Origin of the sequence: Methylocella sp., assembly GCA_037200525.1 — a bacterium.
GTDB lineage: Bacteria > Pseudomonadota > Alphaproteobacteria > Rhizobiales > Beijerinckiaceae > Methylocapsa.
On the sequence record JBBCGG010000001.1, the window covers coordinates 4543480 to 4558120 of the forward strand.

General features: G+C 59.6%; 15 protein-coding genes and 1 tRNA gene. 6 read left to right on the forward strand and 10 right to left on the reverse strand.

Annotated elements, in window-relative coordinates:
* Window positions 1–29: 29 nt before the first annotated feature.
* The 4 genes from WDN46_22345 to WDN46_22360 all read right to left on the reverse strand — a co-directional run bounded on the left by WDN46_22345 (window position 30) and on the right by WDN46_22360 (window position 4952).
* Window positions 30–1178 carry an ABC transporter permease gene (locus WDN46_22345; GenBank protein ID MEJ0096049.1) on the reverse strand — a complete coding sequence of 383 codons (1149 nt, stop codon included), beginning with the start codon at window positions 1176–1178 and terminating at the stop codon, window positions 30–32.
* Window positions 1179–1196: 18 nt separating this feature from the next.
* Entirely contained in the window at window positions 1197–2285 is a 1089-nt protein-coding gene (locus tag WDN46_22350) for a microcin C ABC transporter permease YejB (protein ID MEJ0096050.1), read from the reverse strand.
* A gap of 9 nt (window positions 2286–2294) precedes the next feature.
* Window positions 2295–4193 carry an extracellular solute-binding protein gene (locus WDN46_22355; GenBank protein ID MEJ0096051.1) on the reverse strand — a complete coding sequence of 633 codons (1899 nt, stop codon included), beginning with the start codon at window positions 4191–4193 and terminating at the stop codon, window positions 2295–2297.
* A 204-nt stretch (window positions 4194–4397) separates the two neighbouring features.
* Window positions 4398–4952, reverse strand: coding sequence for a cytochrome c family protein (locus WDN46_22360; GenBank protein ID MEJ0096052.1), 555 nt, complete (start codon window positions 4950–4952; stop codon window positions 4398–4400).
* Between the two features lie 277 nt (window positions 4953–5229).
* Between WDN46_22360 and WDN46_22365 the strand changes: the two genes are divergently transcribed.
* Window positions 5230–6096: a prephenate dehydratase gene (locus WDN46_22365; GenBank protein ID MEJ0096053.1), complete on the forward strand. Its 867-nt coding sequence runs from the start codon at window positions 5230–5232 to the stop codon at window positions 6094–6096.
* Between the two features lie 28 nt (window positions 6097–6124).
* Here WDN46_22365 and WDN46_22370 read toward each other — a convergent pair whose 3' ends face one another.
* The 3 genes from WDN46_22370 to WDN46_22380 are packed head-to-tail and all read right to left on the reverse strand — an operon-like array spanning window position 6125 to window position 8604.
* A complete protein-coding gene (locus tag WDN46_22370; protein ID MEJ0096054.1) occupies window positions 6125–7426 on the reverse strand; it encodes a TIGR03862 family flavoprotein in 1302 nt (433 codons plus the stop codon).
* Complete coding sequence (locus WDN46_22375) at window positions 7423–7698, reverse strand: chaperone modulator CbpM (protein MEJ0096055.1); 276 nt, start codon at window positions 7696–7698, stop codon at window positions 7423–7425. Before WDN46_22375 ends, WDN46_22370 begins: the two co-directional genes overlap by 4 nt.
* Window positions 7699–8604, reverse strand: coding sequence for a J domain-containing protein (locus tag WDN46_22380; protein ID MEJ0096056.1), 906 nt, complete (start codon window positions 8602–8604; stop codon window positions 7699–7701).
* A 287-nt stretch (window positions 8605–8891) separates the two neighbouring features.
* On the opposite strand from WDN46_22380, the gene WDN46_22385 reads away from it, so the two are divergent.
* On the forward strand, window positions 8892–9569 hold the full coding sequence (locus WDN46_22385) for an HAD family hydrolase (GenBank protein MEJ0096057.1): 678 nt from the start codon (window positions 8892–8894) through the stop codon (window positions 9567–9569).
* A gap of 10 nt (window positions 9570–9579) precedes the next feature.
* Here WDN46_22385 and WDN46_22390 read toward each other — a convergent pair whose 3' ends face one another.
* Complete coding sequence (locus WDN46_22390) at window positions 9580–10554, reverse strand: cation diffusion facilitator family transporter (GenBank protein ID MEJ0096058.1); 975 nt, start codon at window positions 10552–10554, stop codon at window positions 9580–9582.
* 144 nt (window positions 10555–10698) lie between these two features.
* On the opposite strand from WDN46_22390, the gene WDN46_22395 reads away from it, so the two are divergent.
* A complete protein-coding gene (locus WDN46_22395) occupies window positions 10699–11673 on the forward strand; it encodes a D-2-hydroxyacid dehydrogenase family protein (protein MEJ0096059.1) in 975 nt (324 codons plus the stop codon).
* A gap of 16 nt (window positions 11674–11689) precedes the next feature.
* Here the strand turns inward: WDN46_22395 and WDN46_22400 are convergent, their stop codons facing one another.
* Window positions 11690–12574, reverse strand: coding sequence for a DUF4436 family protein (locus WDN46_22400; protein ID MEJ0096060.1), 885 nt, complete (start codon window positions 12572–12574; stop codon window positions 11690–11692).
* A gap of 165 nt (window positions 12575–12739) precedes the next feature.
* Here WDN46_22400 and WDN46_22405 point away from each other — a divergent pair, with 165 nt between their 5' ends.
* Window positions 12740–12898: a hypothetical protein gene (locus tag WDN46_22405; protein ID MEJ0096061.1), complete on the forward strand. Its 159-nt coding sequence runs from the start codon at window positions 12740–12742 to the stop codon at window positions 12896–12898.
* 10 nt (window positions 12899–12908) lie between these two features.
* A tRNA-Met gene (locus tag WDN46_22410) sits at window positions 12909–12985 on the forward strand.
* A gap of 568 nt (window positions 12986–13553) precedes the next feature.
* Here the strand turns inward: WDN46_22410 and WDN46_22415 are convergent.
* Window positions 13554–13760, reverse strand: a complete 207-nt coding sequence (locus WDN46_22415) for a hypothetical protein (GenBank protein ID MEJ0096062.1) — start codon at window positions 13758–13760, stop codon at window positions 13554–13556.
* 105 nt (window positions 13761–13865) lie between these two features.
* Here WDN46_22415 and WDN46_22420 point away from each other — a divergent pair, with 105 nt between their 5' ends.
* Window positions 13866–14180, forward strand: a complete 315-nt coding sequence (locus WDN46_22420; protein MEJ0096063.1) for a hypothetical protein — start codon at window positions 13866–13868, stop codon at window positions 14178–14180.
* The last annotated feature ends 461 nt before the right edge of the window (window positions 14181–14641 follow it).

Here is a 14641-nt window from a genome sequence, read left to right on the forward strand (position 1 = left end):
GCGTCCTCATTCAAGCTAATACCATACCCCTACCGCAGCGTCTTTCTGGGATCGAAAGCGTCGCGCACCGCCTCCCCGATGAAGACCAACAGCGAGAGCATGGCCGCAATGATGATGAAGCCCGTCAAGCCGAGCCACGGGGCCTGCAGATTCGACTTTCCCTGTAGGAGAAGTTCGCCGAGCGAAGGCGAGCCAGGCGGCAAGCCAAAGCCGAGAAAATCCAGCGCCGTCAAGGTCGTGATCGAGCCGTTGAGCACGAACGGCAAGAAGGTCAGCGTCGCGACAGTCGCGTTAGGTAGGACATGCTTGAGGATGATCGCGGCATTGCCGAGCCCAAGCGCCCTCGCCGCGTTGACATATTCGAAATTGCGCGTGCGCAGGCATTCGGCCCGCACGACATGCACCAGCGAAACCCAGGAAAACAGCAGCAATATGCCAAGCAGCACAAAGAAGCTCGGCGTGATGATCGAGGACATGATGATCAATAGATAAAGATGCGGCAGAGAAGACCAGATTTCGATGAAGCGCTGAAACACGAGATCGGTCCAGCCGCCGAAATAGCCTTGCACCGCGCCGGCGGCGATGCCGATGACCGAAGAAACGCCCGCCAAGGTCAGGCCGAACAGCAACGAAAGCCGGAAGCCATAGATCAACCGGGCGAGAACATCGCGGCCCTGGTCGTCTGTGCCGAGCCAATTCCACTCGATTGCACCGCAGCCCCCGCCCGGATCGGATTTGTTGAATCGCTTCGCGGCCGCCTCGCACTGGGCTTTGCTCAGCATCCATGTCGGCGGCGATGGCGCCGGCGTTGGCAGTTGGCGGTTGATGGTGCGGTAGGAATAGCGAATCGGGGGCCAAATTATGAAGCCATTGGCGTCGATTTCCTTGGCGATGACCTCATCGCGATAATCGGTCCGCGCCAGAAAGCCGCCGAATTTTTCCTCCGGATAATCATGGAGAATCGGCAAAAGAACCTCGCCTTTGTAGACGACGAGAATGGGCCGGTCATTGGCGATGACTTCCGCGAAAAGTGATAGAATAAACAGGACCATAAAAATCCAGAACGACCAATAGCCGCGCCGATGGCTTTTGAAATTGGCCAGCCGGCGCTGATTGATCGGGCTCAAGCGGAACCACTCGCGCTCCGCGCTGGGAGCCGTCGCGAGATCGCCCTCGATCGCGGGTGCGCTCACGGCCTAGACCTCCCGCGTTAAGAAATCGATGCGCGGATCGATCCACATATAGGTCAGATCTGACAGGAGGTTGACCACGAGGCCGAGCAGCGAGAGAATATAAAGGTTAGCGAAAACAACAGGATAATCGCGGTTGACGATCGATTCGAAAGACAGGAGGCCAAGACCGTCCAGCGAAAAGATCGTCTCGATCAGAAGGGAGCCGCCAAGAAATGCGGCGATGAAGGCGCCCGGGAATCCGGCGACGACAATCATCATGGCGTTGCGAAACACATGACCGTAAAGCACGCGCCTTTCGCTGAGGCCCTTCATGCGCGCTGTCTGCACATATTGCTTACGGATCTCGTCGAGGAACGAATTCTTGGTCAAAAAGGTCGCCGTCGCAAAGGCGCCGAGCGTCATCGAGGTCACCGGCAGAGCGATGTGCCAGAGATAGTCGCCGATTTTGCCGGGCCATGAGAGCTGCGCCCAGTTCTCCGAGGTGAGGCCGCGCAGCGGAAAAATCTGCCAGAATGAGCCGCCGCAAAACAGCACGATCAGCAGGATCGCGAATAGAAAACTCGGGATGGCGTAGCCGGTGATAACCACCGCCGAGGTCCAGACGTCAAAGCGCGACCCGTCGGTCACCGCCTTCTTGATGCCGAGCGGAATTGAAATCGCATAGGAGAGGAGCGTCATCCAAAGCCCCAGCGAGATCGAAACCGGAAGCTTCTCCGCAATCAGTTGCAACACCGGGACATCGCGAAAATAGGATCGCCCGAACTGGAAGGTCGAATAATTCTTGAGCATCAAGAAGAAGCGCTCATAGGCCGGCTTGTCGAAGCCGAATTGCTTTTCGAGCTCGGCGATGAACTTTGGATCGAGCCCCTGGGCGCCGCGATATTTTGAGGAGAAATCGCCGCCGCCGCCGGCAGCGGCCTCGCCGCCGCCGCCAAAATGGGCGGTCGCGCCGGAATCAACCCCCTGCAATTGCGCCAGAATGCGCTCGACCGGGCCGCCCGGAGCAAATTGCACGATCGCGAAAGAGATAAGAAGGATCCCGAAGACCGTCGGAATCATCAAAAGAATGCGGCGAGCGATATAGGCGAACATCAGGCCCCGTCAGCGGCCAGCAAAATTGATGCGCTTGGCTTTCGCGTCATCATACCACCAGGTGGAGAGGACGCCGATGTCATATTTCGGGCCGCGCTCCGGGCGGCTGAAGACATCCCAGAAGGCGACGAGATGATTGGGCTTGTTCCACATCGGAACCCAGGAATGGCCAGCCCGCAAAATGCGGTCGATCGCCCGGCAGATGAACGTCAATTGCTCGCGCGTCTCGACGACGAGCGCCTGCTCGATCAAGGCGTCGACGACCTTGTCCTTGATGCCCGAGACATTTCGCGAACCCGCCATGTCGGCGGCTTCCGAACCGAACGCCGCCCGCATGCCCTCCCCTGGCGTGAGCCCAAGGCCGAAACGGGAGGTCACGACATCATAATCGAAGGCGTCGGTGCGGCGCTTGTATTGGGCGGCGTCCACGACCCGATAGCGCGCTTCGATCCCGAGCAGCTTCAGGTTCTTGATGAAAGGCGCCGTGTGCGGCTCCAAAGCGCCGTCGAAATCGAGAAATTCGATTTCGAAGGGTTTGCCGTCGGGCGAAATCAAGCTCGAACCCTGCCGTTTGCATCCCGCCGCCGAAAAAAGCGCGTTGGCGCGGCGCAAAAGCTCGCGGTCTTGCCCCGAGCCATCCGACGCGGGCGGCGTGTAGACTTCTCCAAAGACCTCTGGCGACAGTTCGCTCCGGTAAGGCTCTAGCAGCGCCGCTTCCTCCGGCGAGGGCGTTCCCTGCGCGGCCATCGGCGAATTCTGGAAAAAGGATGTCGTACGGGCGTAGACCCCATACATAATATTGGCGTTGGTCCATTCGAAATCGAAGGCGAGGCCAATCGCCTCGCGGACGCGGGGGTCTTTGAACTTGTCCCGCCGCATGTTGAAGAACCAGCCTTGAGTTCCCATCGGCGATGCGTCGGGAAGCGTCGCGCGCTGGACCCGGCCTTCCTTCACGGCTGCAAAATCATAGCCTGTCGCCCAAACGGCAGAGGTGAATTCCTCGCGGAAAGTGAAAATCGCAGCTTTGAAGGCCTCGAAAGCGACTTTGCGGTCGGCGAAATATTCAAAACGGATGCGGTCGAAATTCGCCTGGCCGACATTGACGGGCAGGTCCTTGCCCCAATAATCGGGCACGCGATCGAAGCTGATGAAATGGCCTTGATCGAAGCGCCCAACCTTATAGGCGCCCGAGCCCAGCGGCGGCTCCAGCGTCGTCTCGTCGAACGGATGCGCGTCATAATAGGCGGCGCTGAAAATCGGCTGTCCGGCGACGATCAAGGCGGCCTCGCGGCTGTGATGGGGCTTCAACCGCACCAGAATCACATCATCGGCCTCGACCTCGACGGCATCGATATCGCGCAGCGGCTGGCGGATGGAGGGATGTCCTTTAGTCCGCAGAATATTCAGCGAAAAGGCGACATCCTGCGCACGCAATGGCGAACCATCGTGGAAGCGCGCCTCTTTGCGCAGAAGGAAGCGATAGGCGTTCTTGTCGGGCGAGATCCGCACCGCGCGGGCGACGAGACCATAGAGGGAGTCCGGCTCATCGCCGCTGCCGCTCATCAACGAATCGAAAATAAGTCCCATGCCGGCGGCGCCGTCGCCCTTTAAAATATAAGTGTTGAGCGTATTGAAGGTCGTGAAGTTCTGATTGCCCGACGTCGAGCTGACCTGCAACGCGATCTCGCCGCCCTTTGGCGCGTCCGGATTCACATAAGCAAAGTGAGCAAAATCGGCGGGCTGCGCCAGATCGCCAAACACCGAAAGACCATGGGTCTCGATCTCTTCGACCGCCGCCCCCGCCCGGCGGGAGAGGAACTGCGGCAGAATCAGGCCTCCGGCGGCAAGTTTCAGAACAGAGCGGCGAGAAAAGCGAAAGGGACGGAGTGAAGGGAGCGTCGCGGTCAAAATCGCCTCTTTGGCAAAGCTTCGGGAATTGGCTGGCTTTAGGACGAGACCCTGTCTCAGAACAACTACTTAGCGCGGTGCGGTCGGAGACACCGACCATTTGATGTAGGTTTTATAATGACGTCCGCCAGTCTTCGAACGGGCTATGATACGCGCGAAAACGCCGGGCGGAAACCCAGCGCTTCTGAACGAGCAAGCTCGCGGTTACGGCTTCGGTAGCGGAACCGGATTGTCCGACAGACTATCGAGGTAGTCGATAATATCCGCCCGTTTAGCCGGGTCCGGCTCGCCCGCGAAACTCATCTTCGTGCCGCTTATGAAGGCTTTCGGATTGGTGAGGAAGTGATCAAGATCGTCGAAAGTCCATTCGCCGCCCTTGGCCTTCATGGCATCAGAATAGGCAAAGCCGGCTACGGACCCCTTCGGCCGATCGAGTACGCCGTAAAGCGGGGGGCCAACCTTCACGCCGCCTCCCTTCTCGAAATTGTGACAGGCTTGACACGCTTTTGTGTCAACTTCGCCTTTTTTGATATCCGCCTTCGCCAAACGATCAGCAACCGGCGCCGCGGCGGCGCCAGCGCCAGCGCTGGCGTCTGCGGTTTCGCTCACCGTGGGGAGGTCATACGCTGATTTGACGAGCGTTCGGTGCGAAAAAATCATTTGCCCGATCACTCCCAGCCCCATGGCCAAGAGAAGCGAGCCAAGAATAGCGCCGGCGATCTTGTTAGATTCGAAGGAAAACAATTCCGCCCTCCACATTCGTCAAGCGATCGCGCTTCCACCTATCCGGCCATAATTTTAGGCTAAAATGGCAGAGATCCAAAACAATCCCGGATCAAAACGCCAGCTCGCCGCTTTGCGGTCGAGCTTACCCTTTTCAAGCGCTACTGTACAATCTCATGATCGATGAAGCCGGGCCAAATGCTAGCTTTTGCGCCGAAGTTTTGAAGGGATGCGCGGCAAGTCCTTTCCGTCCGGCTCAAGAACATGGGATAGCGATGGCCGATCAATTTTATGCAAGAGGTTTTAGACCCACATGACCGTCCGCAAGATCGTGTATCAGGGCGAGCCCGGCGCCAATTCCCATATCGCGTGCAAAAATGTCTATCCGGATTGGGAGCCGCTGGCGTGCGATACCTTCGAGGACGCGCTTGCCGCCATTACCGAGGGGGAGGCGGAACTCGGCATGATCCCAATCGAGAACTCCATCGCGGGCCGCGTCGCCGACATTCACCATCTGCTGCCAAGCGCTAGCCTCTTCATCATCGGCGAATATTTTCTTCCTATCCATTTTCAATTGCTTGGCCTCAAAGGCGCGCGGCAGGATAAGATCCGCTCGGTGTACAGCCATGTTCACGCGCTCGGCCAATGCCGCAAGATCATTCGCAAGCTGAATCTTTCGGCCCATGTCGCCAGCGACACCGCCGGTTCAGCCCGCGAAGTCGCTGAATGGGGCGATCCGACCCGCGCCTCGATCGCAACAAGCCTCGCGGCCGACATTTATGGCCTCGACGTATTGGCCCGCGATATCGAAGACGAGCCGCATAATACGACGCGCTTCGTCGTGCTGGCCAAAACCGCGATCTGGGCGGAACGCTCCTCTGAACCAACCGTCACGAGCTTCGTATTCAGGGTGCGCAACGTGCCGGCTGCGCTGTACAAGGCGCTCGGGGGATTTGCGACCAATGGCGTCAACATGACGAAGCTCGAAAGCTATATGGTCGAAGGCCAATTCACCGCTACGCAGTTTTTGGCCGATGTCGATGGCCACCCCGACGACCCCGCGCTGGCCCGCGCGCTGGAGGAGCTGGCGTTCTTCTGCAAAGAATTGAAGATCTTGGGCGTCTATCCGGCGCACCCCTATCGAATCGAGAGCCTGGCGCTTCGGCCGCACTCCGCGTAGGCGCAAAAGAATGGGGCCAAAAAACTCCCTAGCTTTCGGGATGCTGGGCCGCGCCGATGCCTAGCCATTGCAAAACGCCATCGCCGGCGGCGGCCCCCGTCGCCAGTGTGGCTTGCAGCAGATAGCCGCCGGTCGGCGCTTCCCAGTCCAGCATTTCGCCGGCAAGAAAGACGCCCTCGCGCCGGCGCAACATGAAGTTCTCATCGATTTCATCAAACAGCACTCCCCCCGCGGTCGAGATCGCGCGAGCGATAGGCGCAACGCCATTGAGGCGAACCGGCGCGGCGTTGATGAACCGCGCCAATTGCGCGGCAGTCATGCCGGATAGCGGCGTCGCGGATGCGATTGCAAGTTCATGCAACAGACTGATTGCGGCGGGCGTCAATTTCAAAGCCTTGCGCAAGAAGGTCGACAGCGATTGCTTGGCTGATCGCCCATCGATCCGCCGCTCTAATTCGGCGAGAGATAGATCGGGGCGCAGCGCAATCCGCAACATCGCTTCGCCCTCGGACTCGATGGCGTCGCGCAAGGGAGCGGACAGCGCGTAAACGGCGCCCCCCTCAAATCCCGTCCGCGTGATGATCGCCTCGCCGCGCACAAGCCGATCGCGAAACGACAGCTCGATCCCTTTCAACGGTTCGCCCTCGAACCCGCTTTTGAAAAGGTCCGACCAATTTGTCAGAACGCCGCAATTAGCCGGCCGCAGCGGCGCGACGCCAATTCCAGCGTCCTCCATCGCAGCGCTCCATGCGCCATCGGAACCAAGACGCGGCCAGCTCGCACCGCCCAACGCCAATACGACCGCATCGGCGCGGACCGTGGCGGGCCCATCCGGAGTGATAAAACTAAGAGCGCCGTCCTTGTCCCAACCCATCCAGCGATGGCGGAGTTTTAACGCGACGCCCATCGACCCAAGACGCCGCAGCCACGCGCGCAGAAGCGGCGAAGCCTTGAAAGCAGCCGGAAAGACGCGGCCGCTCGACCCGATAAAAGTCGTCTGGCCAAGCCCCTCGCACCAGGCCCGGATTGCGGCGGGCGGCAGGCGCTCGTTTGCTGGACGAAGCCGCGGCGTCGCGGCGCCGTAGCGGGCGAGCATAACCTCAAAGTCTTCGCTGTGCGTGATATTGAGGCCGCCGCGGCCCGCGAGCAAAAGCTTTCGCCCAGGAGCCGCCAACCGATCGAACACCGTGACGCCGGCTCCCCCGGCCGCAATGACTTCGGCCGCCATCAGTCCGGCCGGCCCGGCGCCGATAACGACGACGTGAGCCCGAGCGAGGGCTGTCGCGGCGGGCCGACCTTCTGACGATGCTTCCTCTACTGGAGCCGTCACTCTGATTTGTGCGCGCTTTGCAGTAGATCGCGCATAGTTCGGCGCAAGCCGTGGACCTGATCGATCAAATGGAGAATAACCCCTATTCCCTCGTCATTCACGCCAAGATCCGCCTTCAGCCCGTGAATCAGATGCGCCCGCGCGACATCCGTCTCCGAGAAATCCTCGCCTGCCGCATGCCGCCGCGGGATCAACCATTCCTCTTCGATCCAGGCTTCCAGCGTCTGCGTTTCAAGGCGAGCGTAGATCAAGAATTGCTGCCGATCGATCATTCACCCCTCCATGCCAGCGCGCGGATTTTGAGCTTTTCCGGCGGTCCAATTAGCCGCGAACGCCTCCAGCTCCGGATCGATCTTCTCCGGCAGCATAACTTTGAGCGTGACATATTCGTCGCCCCGGCTTCCATCGGGTCGCGCGACGCCTTTGCCTTTGAGGCGAAGCTTTGCGCCCGTGTTGGAGCCTTTCGGAATCCGCATGCTGACGGAGCCCGTTGGCGTTGGAGCCGTCACTTCGCCGCCGAGCACAGCCTCCGAGAGACTGATCGGCAATGTTAGATGAATGTCGTCGCCCTCGCGCGTGAAAAACGGGTGCGGCCGCACCTCCAGCTCGACGAGGCCATCGCCGGGACCGCCGCCCTCAAAGCCGGGCTCGCCTTTGCCGCGCAGGCGGAGAATCTGACCCTCGCGCGAGCCGGCCGGCACGGCGACGTCGAGAGTCGATCCATCGGGCAGGCTGACGCGGCTCGTCCCGCCGTTGACCGCCGTCAAGAAATCAATCGGCAAGCGATAATGCATATCCCTGCCGGGCGCCGGTCCGCGCCTGCGCGCGCCGCGGAACAGGCTCGCCAGAACATCATCATCCATGAGATCTGCGTAGGCCGATTCGTTCGCGTAAGGGTTCTGCTCCGGGCCAGCGTTGGCGTAATTGCGATAGAATTGCTGGGGCGGACGCTCCGCTCCGGAAGCGTCGATCTCGCCAGCGTCGAAGCGCTTTCGTTTGGCGGCGTCGCCCAAAATATCATAGGCGGACGCGACCTCTTTGAATTTCTCCTCGGCTTCGCGGTTGCCGGGATTGAGATCGGGGTGGAGGCTTTTCACAAGCTTGCGATACGCCTTCTGGATATCCGCGGCCGAATCGCTGCGCTGGACGCCGAGGACCTCGTATGGATCTCTGCTCACTGCTTCCTCTTGAATTTTGCGCCTGGCGATGCCAAGAGCGCCGCACGGCAATCTTACACCATCAAATTTGAGGCTTGTCGACCGCGCCTTGCAGGCTGTCGGGAGACTGCCGCAAATCCTGGCCGCCGCGCCTTCGAACCGGACAATCTCAAAGCGCGAGGCCTATCTCGCCTCCTCCCTGGGATGAAGGCTGAGCGGCAAAAGGCGCCCGACGATCGCGGCCATTTCTTGAAAGGGACGGGATCGTCTATGATTTTCAAAGCCGGCCGGCAAAATAAAGGCGGACCATGACGCGCTCACAATCATCCTTTCTGTTCGATCTCGACGGCACGCTCGTTGATAGCGTGTATCAGCACGTTCTCGCTTGGCATGAGGCGCTCGAGGCGGAGGGAATTACTCTTTCGATATGGCGCATCCATCGCAAGATCGGAATGAGCGGCGGCTTGTTCACGCATATGCTGCTTCGCGAAACGGGGCTTGAAATCAGCGCCGAACGAATCGCACGTCTGCAGAAATTTCACGCCGAGGCCTACAAACGCCGATCCGCCGCTGTTCAGCCTCTTCCTGGAGCCCGCGAACTGCTCGCCTACTTGACGAACGCCGCAATCCCATGGGCGATCGCGACCAGCGGACGCATGGACTCCGCGCGTCCCGTGCTCGAGACCCTTGGCGTCGACTTCGATCGCGTGGTGATCGTCACCCGCGATCAAGTGAAATACGCCAAACCGGATCCTGACCTCTTCCTGACCGCCGCTTCGCGGCTCGGCGTCGAGATTGAGGGAGCAACTGTGGTCGGTGACAGCGTTTGGGACATGCTTGCGAGTCGCCGCGCCCGCGCCCTTGGGATTGGCCTGTTGTCGGGCGGCTACGGCCAGGAAGAGCTGGAGCGCGCCGGCGCTTACCGAGTCTATGAAGATCCAGCCGACATGTTGGAGCACATTGACGAAGTCGCAGGCCGGCAATGATGGCTCGACCTCATTGGTCGGGCAGCCGGTTGAAACGACGCGTGAAAGTCCTCTTGAACGATTCAGGGCTTTGCGGCTTTACGAAAACAGCCACGACGAAAGGATGCAGCGCCCGCAGACGATCCTCGAGTTCGCAGACCTTCCCTTCTATCATGGGCGTCGTCAGCTCATCGGCAAATTCGATGCTGAAGAAGGCGACGATTTGATCCGGCGCCAGATGGATTGTCAGAACTCCATTTGCATGCATCACCCCATCGATCTCCTCAGCGAGGCGCAGGATTGATTCGACAATTGCGGCGTCGGCTGATTCTCCAATAAGCAGGCCCTTGGTTTCTCGCGCTAGAATCGTCGCCGTGATGGCGAGCACGAGGCCAATCAAGATCGAGGCGACGCCATCCAGCGCCGGCATTCTCAGGCTGACAGAGAGATAAGTGCCGACCAACGCGATCAGGAGACCAAGCAGTGCTGCGCTATCCTCGAAGAGCACCATGAACGATGGCGGATCCTTGCTCTCCCGCACCGCTTGAAATAAGGCTGAATAAGGCTTCTTGCCCTTGAAATTGCGCAGCGCAATCCACCACGTAGCGCCATCGAAAATCGCGGAGAGAGCGAGCACGATGTAGTTCACGTGGGGGTTCTCGATCGGCGTCGGATCAAGGATGTGGGTGACGCCTTCATAAATCGAAACGCCCGCTCCGAGCGCAAAGACGAGCAGAGCGACGATGAAGCTCCAGAAATAGAGTTCGCGTCCATACCCCAGGGGGTGATTGAGGTCGGGTTGAGCCATAGCGCGACGCAGGCCATAAAGCAGCAAGAGCTCATTTCCCGTATCGACGAGCGAGTGAACTCCTTCACTGAGCATCGCCGAACTGCCGGTGAACGCCGCCGCGCCGAACTTTGTCGCGGCGACGAGAAGATTGCCGACAATCGCGGCGTAAATCACCGTTTTGGGACAATTGCGGCGTGGCGATTTAGAAATGGTCATCGTAGATGTAGATCGGTCAGAAACTAGCTGATTGAGCCATAGCGACATATTCTAAGCCCCAATTTCGACTAGAGCATAAACGCCTCGAGTTGATTCAAGCCGGCAAAGGCATTTAAGGCGACGCGAATAGATAGGAGATTTTAAATGGCGGAAGCCGTAAAAATCGCGAGCATCGCAATTCTCGACGATTATCAGAATGTAGCTCAATCGCTTGCGAATTGGCGGAACCTCCAGCCGGCGGCGCGAACTGTCTTCTATCATGATCACGTCGCCGACATCGAACAACTCGTCGCTCGGCTGGAGCCGTTCGACGTCGTCGTTTTGACGCGCGAGCGGACAAAGTTCGGCGCCGATCTGATCTACCGGCTTCCAAATCTGAAGCTGATCGTCACGATCGGCATGGCGAACGCCGCAATCGACGTTGAGGCGGCCACCGCGCGCGGCGTTATCGTCGCCGGCACGACGGGGGGCGATCCGCATGCAACCCCGGCTTTGACCTTTGCGCTCATTCTCGCCCTGACGCGCGGCCTCTATCGCGAAGCGGCGTCCGTGAGAGCCGGCGGCTGGCAGGTGGGCCTTGGCGTGGACATTAGCGGCAAAACTTTGAGCTTGCTGGGTCTTGGGAAGATCGGCCAGGAAATCGCCGCCTTTGGCAAGGTTTTTGGCATGCGCGTCATCGCCTGGAGTCAAAACCTCACAGCGGAAAAGGCCGCCGAATTCGGCGCCGAGCGCGTCGGAAAAGATGAATTGTTCCAGCAAGCCGACGTGCTCAGCGTGCATCTCAAGCTCAGCGAGCGGACTCGCGGCATAGCCGGCGCGCGCGAACTCGGACTCATGAAGCCGACGGCCTATCTCGTCAACACCTCGCGCGGACCGATCGTCTCGGAAGAAGCGCTGATCGAGGCGCTTCGGGCGGATAAAATTGCGGGCGCCGCGCTCGACGTCTTCGACGAGGAGCCATTGCCGCAGGCTCACCCCTTCCGGTTCCTGCCCAACGTTCTCGCCACGCCGCACATCGGCTATGTCACCGAGAACACTTATCGTGCAGCTTTTCCTCAAATTGTCGAGAACATCCAGGCTTGGCTCGACAAAGCGCCAATTCGCGTTTTGACCGCATAGGGCGAGCGGCTTGCCCTCACGGCCGGGGTCCCTCCGCCGCCCAAGTCCCAATGAGCAGCAACAGCCCGATCACAGCAGCCAACACCGCCCAGAGAAACACCAGCATGTCCGCCCGGCCGCCAAGCGGCGGGGCCCCAGGCAATGCAGTTCGCAGGGCCGGCACCGCGAACACCATCGCCGCCAGCGCGCCGATCAATGGGATGTCCAGCTTGCGGCGGCGCAGGAACACCAGCGCGCCGATGGCGAACGACCCAAGTCCAAGCACCGCCATCGCGCCATAGGCCGCCAGCGCAAAGAATATGATGGCGTCGGACCGCCGCGCGTCGATCGTCAGACTGGATTCGCCGGTCCCGGCTTCCGATTTTCCGAGCGCGGCGGTCAGAACGAAACCCGCCATGCCTTGCCAGACCGTCACCGCCTGCGTCAGCGGCGGCGGCGCGCTGTCTCCCGCGAGAGCGGCGGCCGTCGTGATGCGCAATTGCGCCTGATAGCGATCGAATGGATAATAGACAAAGGCGCCTGAGGCCAAATCCAGGTCCGTCGACAGCGAAGCCATGGGCTGTTGCGCCTTAAATGCGACCTCATGGACGTTGCGTCCATCGCTCACCATGACCCTGAGGTCGCGGTCCGGCGCATCGATCCGATCGCCGCGCAACCCATCCTGCGGCGTAAAATCGACGCGCAGCTGCATGGTCGCGTTTACGACATCGATCGATTGCGGCCAAACATAGACGCCAAGATCCGCCGGGCGGTCGCCGCCAGCCAGTTTCACCTCGGTTGGGACCGAAGCGACATCAAGCCCATATGCCATCGCCACATAGGCGATCACCACGGCCAGCATGGACGCCCCCAGCGCGATCGCGCGAATGGGCGACCCCTGCCCCGTCGTGCGCAAACTCATTCCCTCTTCCCTCGCTTGCGCTTGCCACCCTGCGCGGCGGCAATATTCACCACTCGCCTCGCTTCGGCAATCGCGGGGCCTCCAACGACCGTCCGATGATCAGTTCGGAAGCGCCGCAATAGGTCACATCTCGTCAATTTCGCGCTGGCGCACACAAAGTTTCTCTTGATTCTGCAAAAATGGCGCGACATCCGGATTTCAGCCAAGAGCCCGGCGGTTACTCTGAGGGCCCTGCTCACCCGCATTGGGCGCTTGCCGCCGCGGTTGCTTGACACACATGGCGGCCTTGCCTATATCGCGAGCGCCTCGACGCGCGTCGTTTGAGTGAAACTGGGGCGGAGTAGCTCAGCTGGCTAGAGCAGAGGAATCATAATCCTTGTGTCGGGGGTTCGAGTCCCTCCTCCGCTACCACCATAACCCCACTCTCTCGTATGGGTTGTTTTCGGTGCGTTTCCAAAAAGCAGCCCAAGTTAGAGAGATGTCTGTCTACGTTGGCGTACCGGCGGCGAATTGATCTCCTCTGACCATGCTAGATTCCCAAAGAAATCAATCGAACGCCAGCTTCGCCTGATCTCTGATCTTAACGCGCGAGACGATCAGCTCCGACGTCCTTTTTGCGGCCCCCTCGGCCGCCGTATAGGTCACGCCCACCATTTCCTGATCGAAAGCCTCGAAGATCTTCCGCGTCTCCGGCGCATCGTTGACCGTGAGGATGAAACCGCCGGCGATCGCGGCGAGCTGCTCGGCCAGCCGATGGAAATCGCCGCGCGAGAAGGCGTCGGCGCCGTAAAAATCCTCAGTGCCGAAATATGGCGGATCCAGATAGAAAAGCGTTTCGAAGCGACTTGATCGCCGCTACCGCTCCGGCCGGAGCAAGGATTGGGTCAAGACGAAATGCGTGCAGTCTGGCGAGTTCGTCGTGATCGGCTACAAGCCATCTGGGGCCGCGCAAGAATCAGCCGCCAAGCTTCTCCTTGCGTCAAAAGAGCCGCAGGGCCTGCGCTACGTCGGCGGGGGTCGGAAAGGGATTCTCTGACGGCGTGAGCTGAAAGAAGGACTCGACACAATCGCTGCAGAGCAACCGCCGATCAATGGCCTCAATGTTGCAGGCGCCGTCAGGACGCGCCCAATATTGCGGATCGAAGTCGCCTATCGCGGCTGGACCGCCGACAAGCTGCTGCGCCATGCGAGCTTCAAGGCCGCCATCGAGGAAATGTAACGGCCTTGCCAAAACTCTACTTGAGGAGATTCGGCGATGCGTAGAACGGATAATCGAGCAATCGTCCTGGCTTTGCTGCTCTCAGCGTCGTCGGCGATGGCCCAAGAAGTTTGCCAGGAAACCCCAGAGAAATTAGCAGCCGAGGCGACGATCCAAGCAATTAATTATCAAGCGGCGGCGAATACCCTCCAGGACATCGCCGACGCGCTCGTTGCGGGAGTTTCCAAGGATCAGGTTATCGCGTTCACCCAAAAAGCTGCCGACGATCAACGCATGTTTGCAAAACGGGCCAGCGAACGCGCGGAGACGCTTTTTCCTTGGCTGCGCAACGTCCCCGCCGCACCTTCGGCCCGTGTGCCGCCGCCATGGCACAGTGACACGCAGTAGGCAGCCGCGTTGCCTTTCACCAAGAATTCTTCAGAATTACGAAGTCCCCGTCTGCCGGGACGTTAATCTGTATGGCTGGCGCCAAGGCCGGATCACGCCGCACTGAAGGACACCCGAATCCGTCGTAACTAGCTGTCCTTCCGACGCCGCCCGCGCTGGTTTGTATCGGCATTATCCCTGACGCACGACCGTCAGTCGTCGTATACTTTATCGCGGCTACTGCGTTCGGCGGTATTGTGCATGGTCCATTTTTTGGATTCAGACACTTGATGTTTTCAAACCAAACATTCCCGATGTTTTCCCCATTGTTTAGCGGAATTGCTTTGAATGTCCACGGCCGGGCCGATTTATTGTAAATATGCCGCACGCAAGTCGCGTTTGCGACCGTTGATAAAAATATAAAAAAGGATAATACGCAAAAATAGAAAAGACGCATTATATATCCTCAATTATTATTATAA

Coding starts and splice junctions, on each gene's coding strand:
- WDN46_22360 (MEJ0096052.1), bottom strand. CDS start 4,952: ATGTGGAGGGCGGAATTGTTTTCCTTCGAATCTAACAAGATCGCCGGC.
- WDN46_22400 (MEJ0096060.1), bottom strand. CDS start 12,574: ATGAGTTTGCGCACGACGGGGCAGGGGTCGCCCATTCGCGCGATCGCG.
- WDN46_22375 (MEJ0096055.1), bottom strand. CDS start 7,698: ATGATCGATCGGCAGCAATTCTTGATCTACGCTCGCCTTGAAACGCAG.
- WDN46_22365 (MEJ0096053.1), top strand. CDS start 5,230: ATGACCGTCCGCAAGATCGTGTATCAGGGCGAGCCCGGCGCCAATTCC.
- WDN46_22350 (MEJ0096050.1), bottom strand. CDS start 2,285: ATGTTCGCCTATATCGCTCGCCGCATTCTTTTGATGATTCCGACGGTC.
- WDN46_22395 (MEJ0096059.1), top strand. CDS start 10,699: ATGGCGGAAGCCGTAAAAATCGCGAGCATCGCAATTCTCGACGATTAT.
- WDN46_22385 (MEJ0096057.1), top strand. CDS start 8,892: ATGACGCGCTCACAATCATCCTTTCTGTTCGATCTCGACGGCACGCTC.
- WDN46_22390 (MEJ0096058.1), bottom strand. CDS start 10,554: ATGACCATTTCTAAATCGCCACGCCGCAATTGTCCCAAAACGGTGATT.
- WDN46_22415 (MEJ0096062.1), bottom strand. CDS start 13,760: ATGGCGCAGCAGCTTGTCGGCGGTCCAGCCGCGATAGGCGACTTCGAT.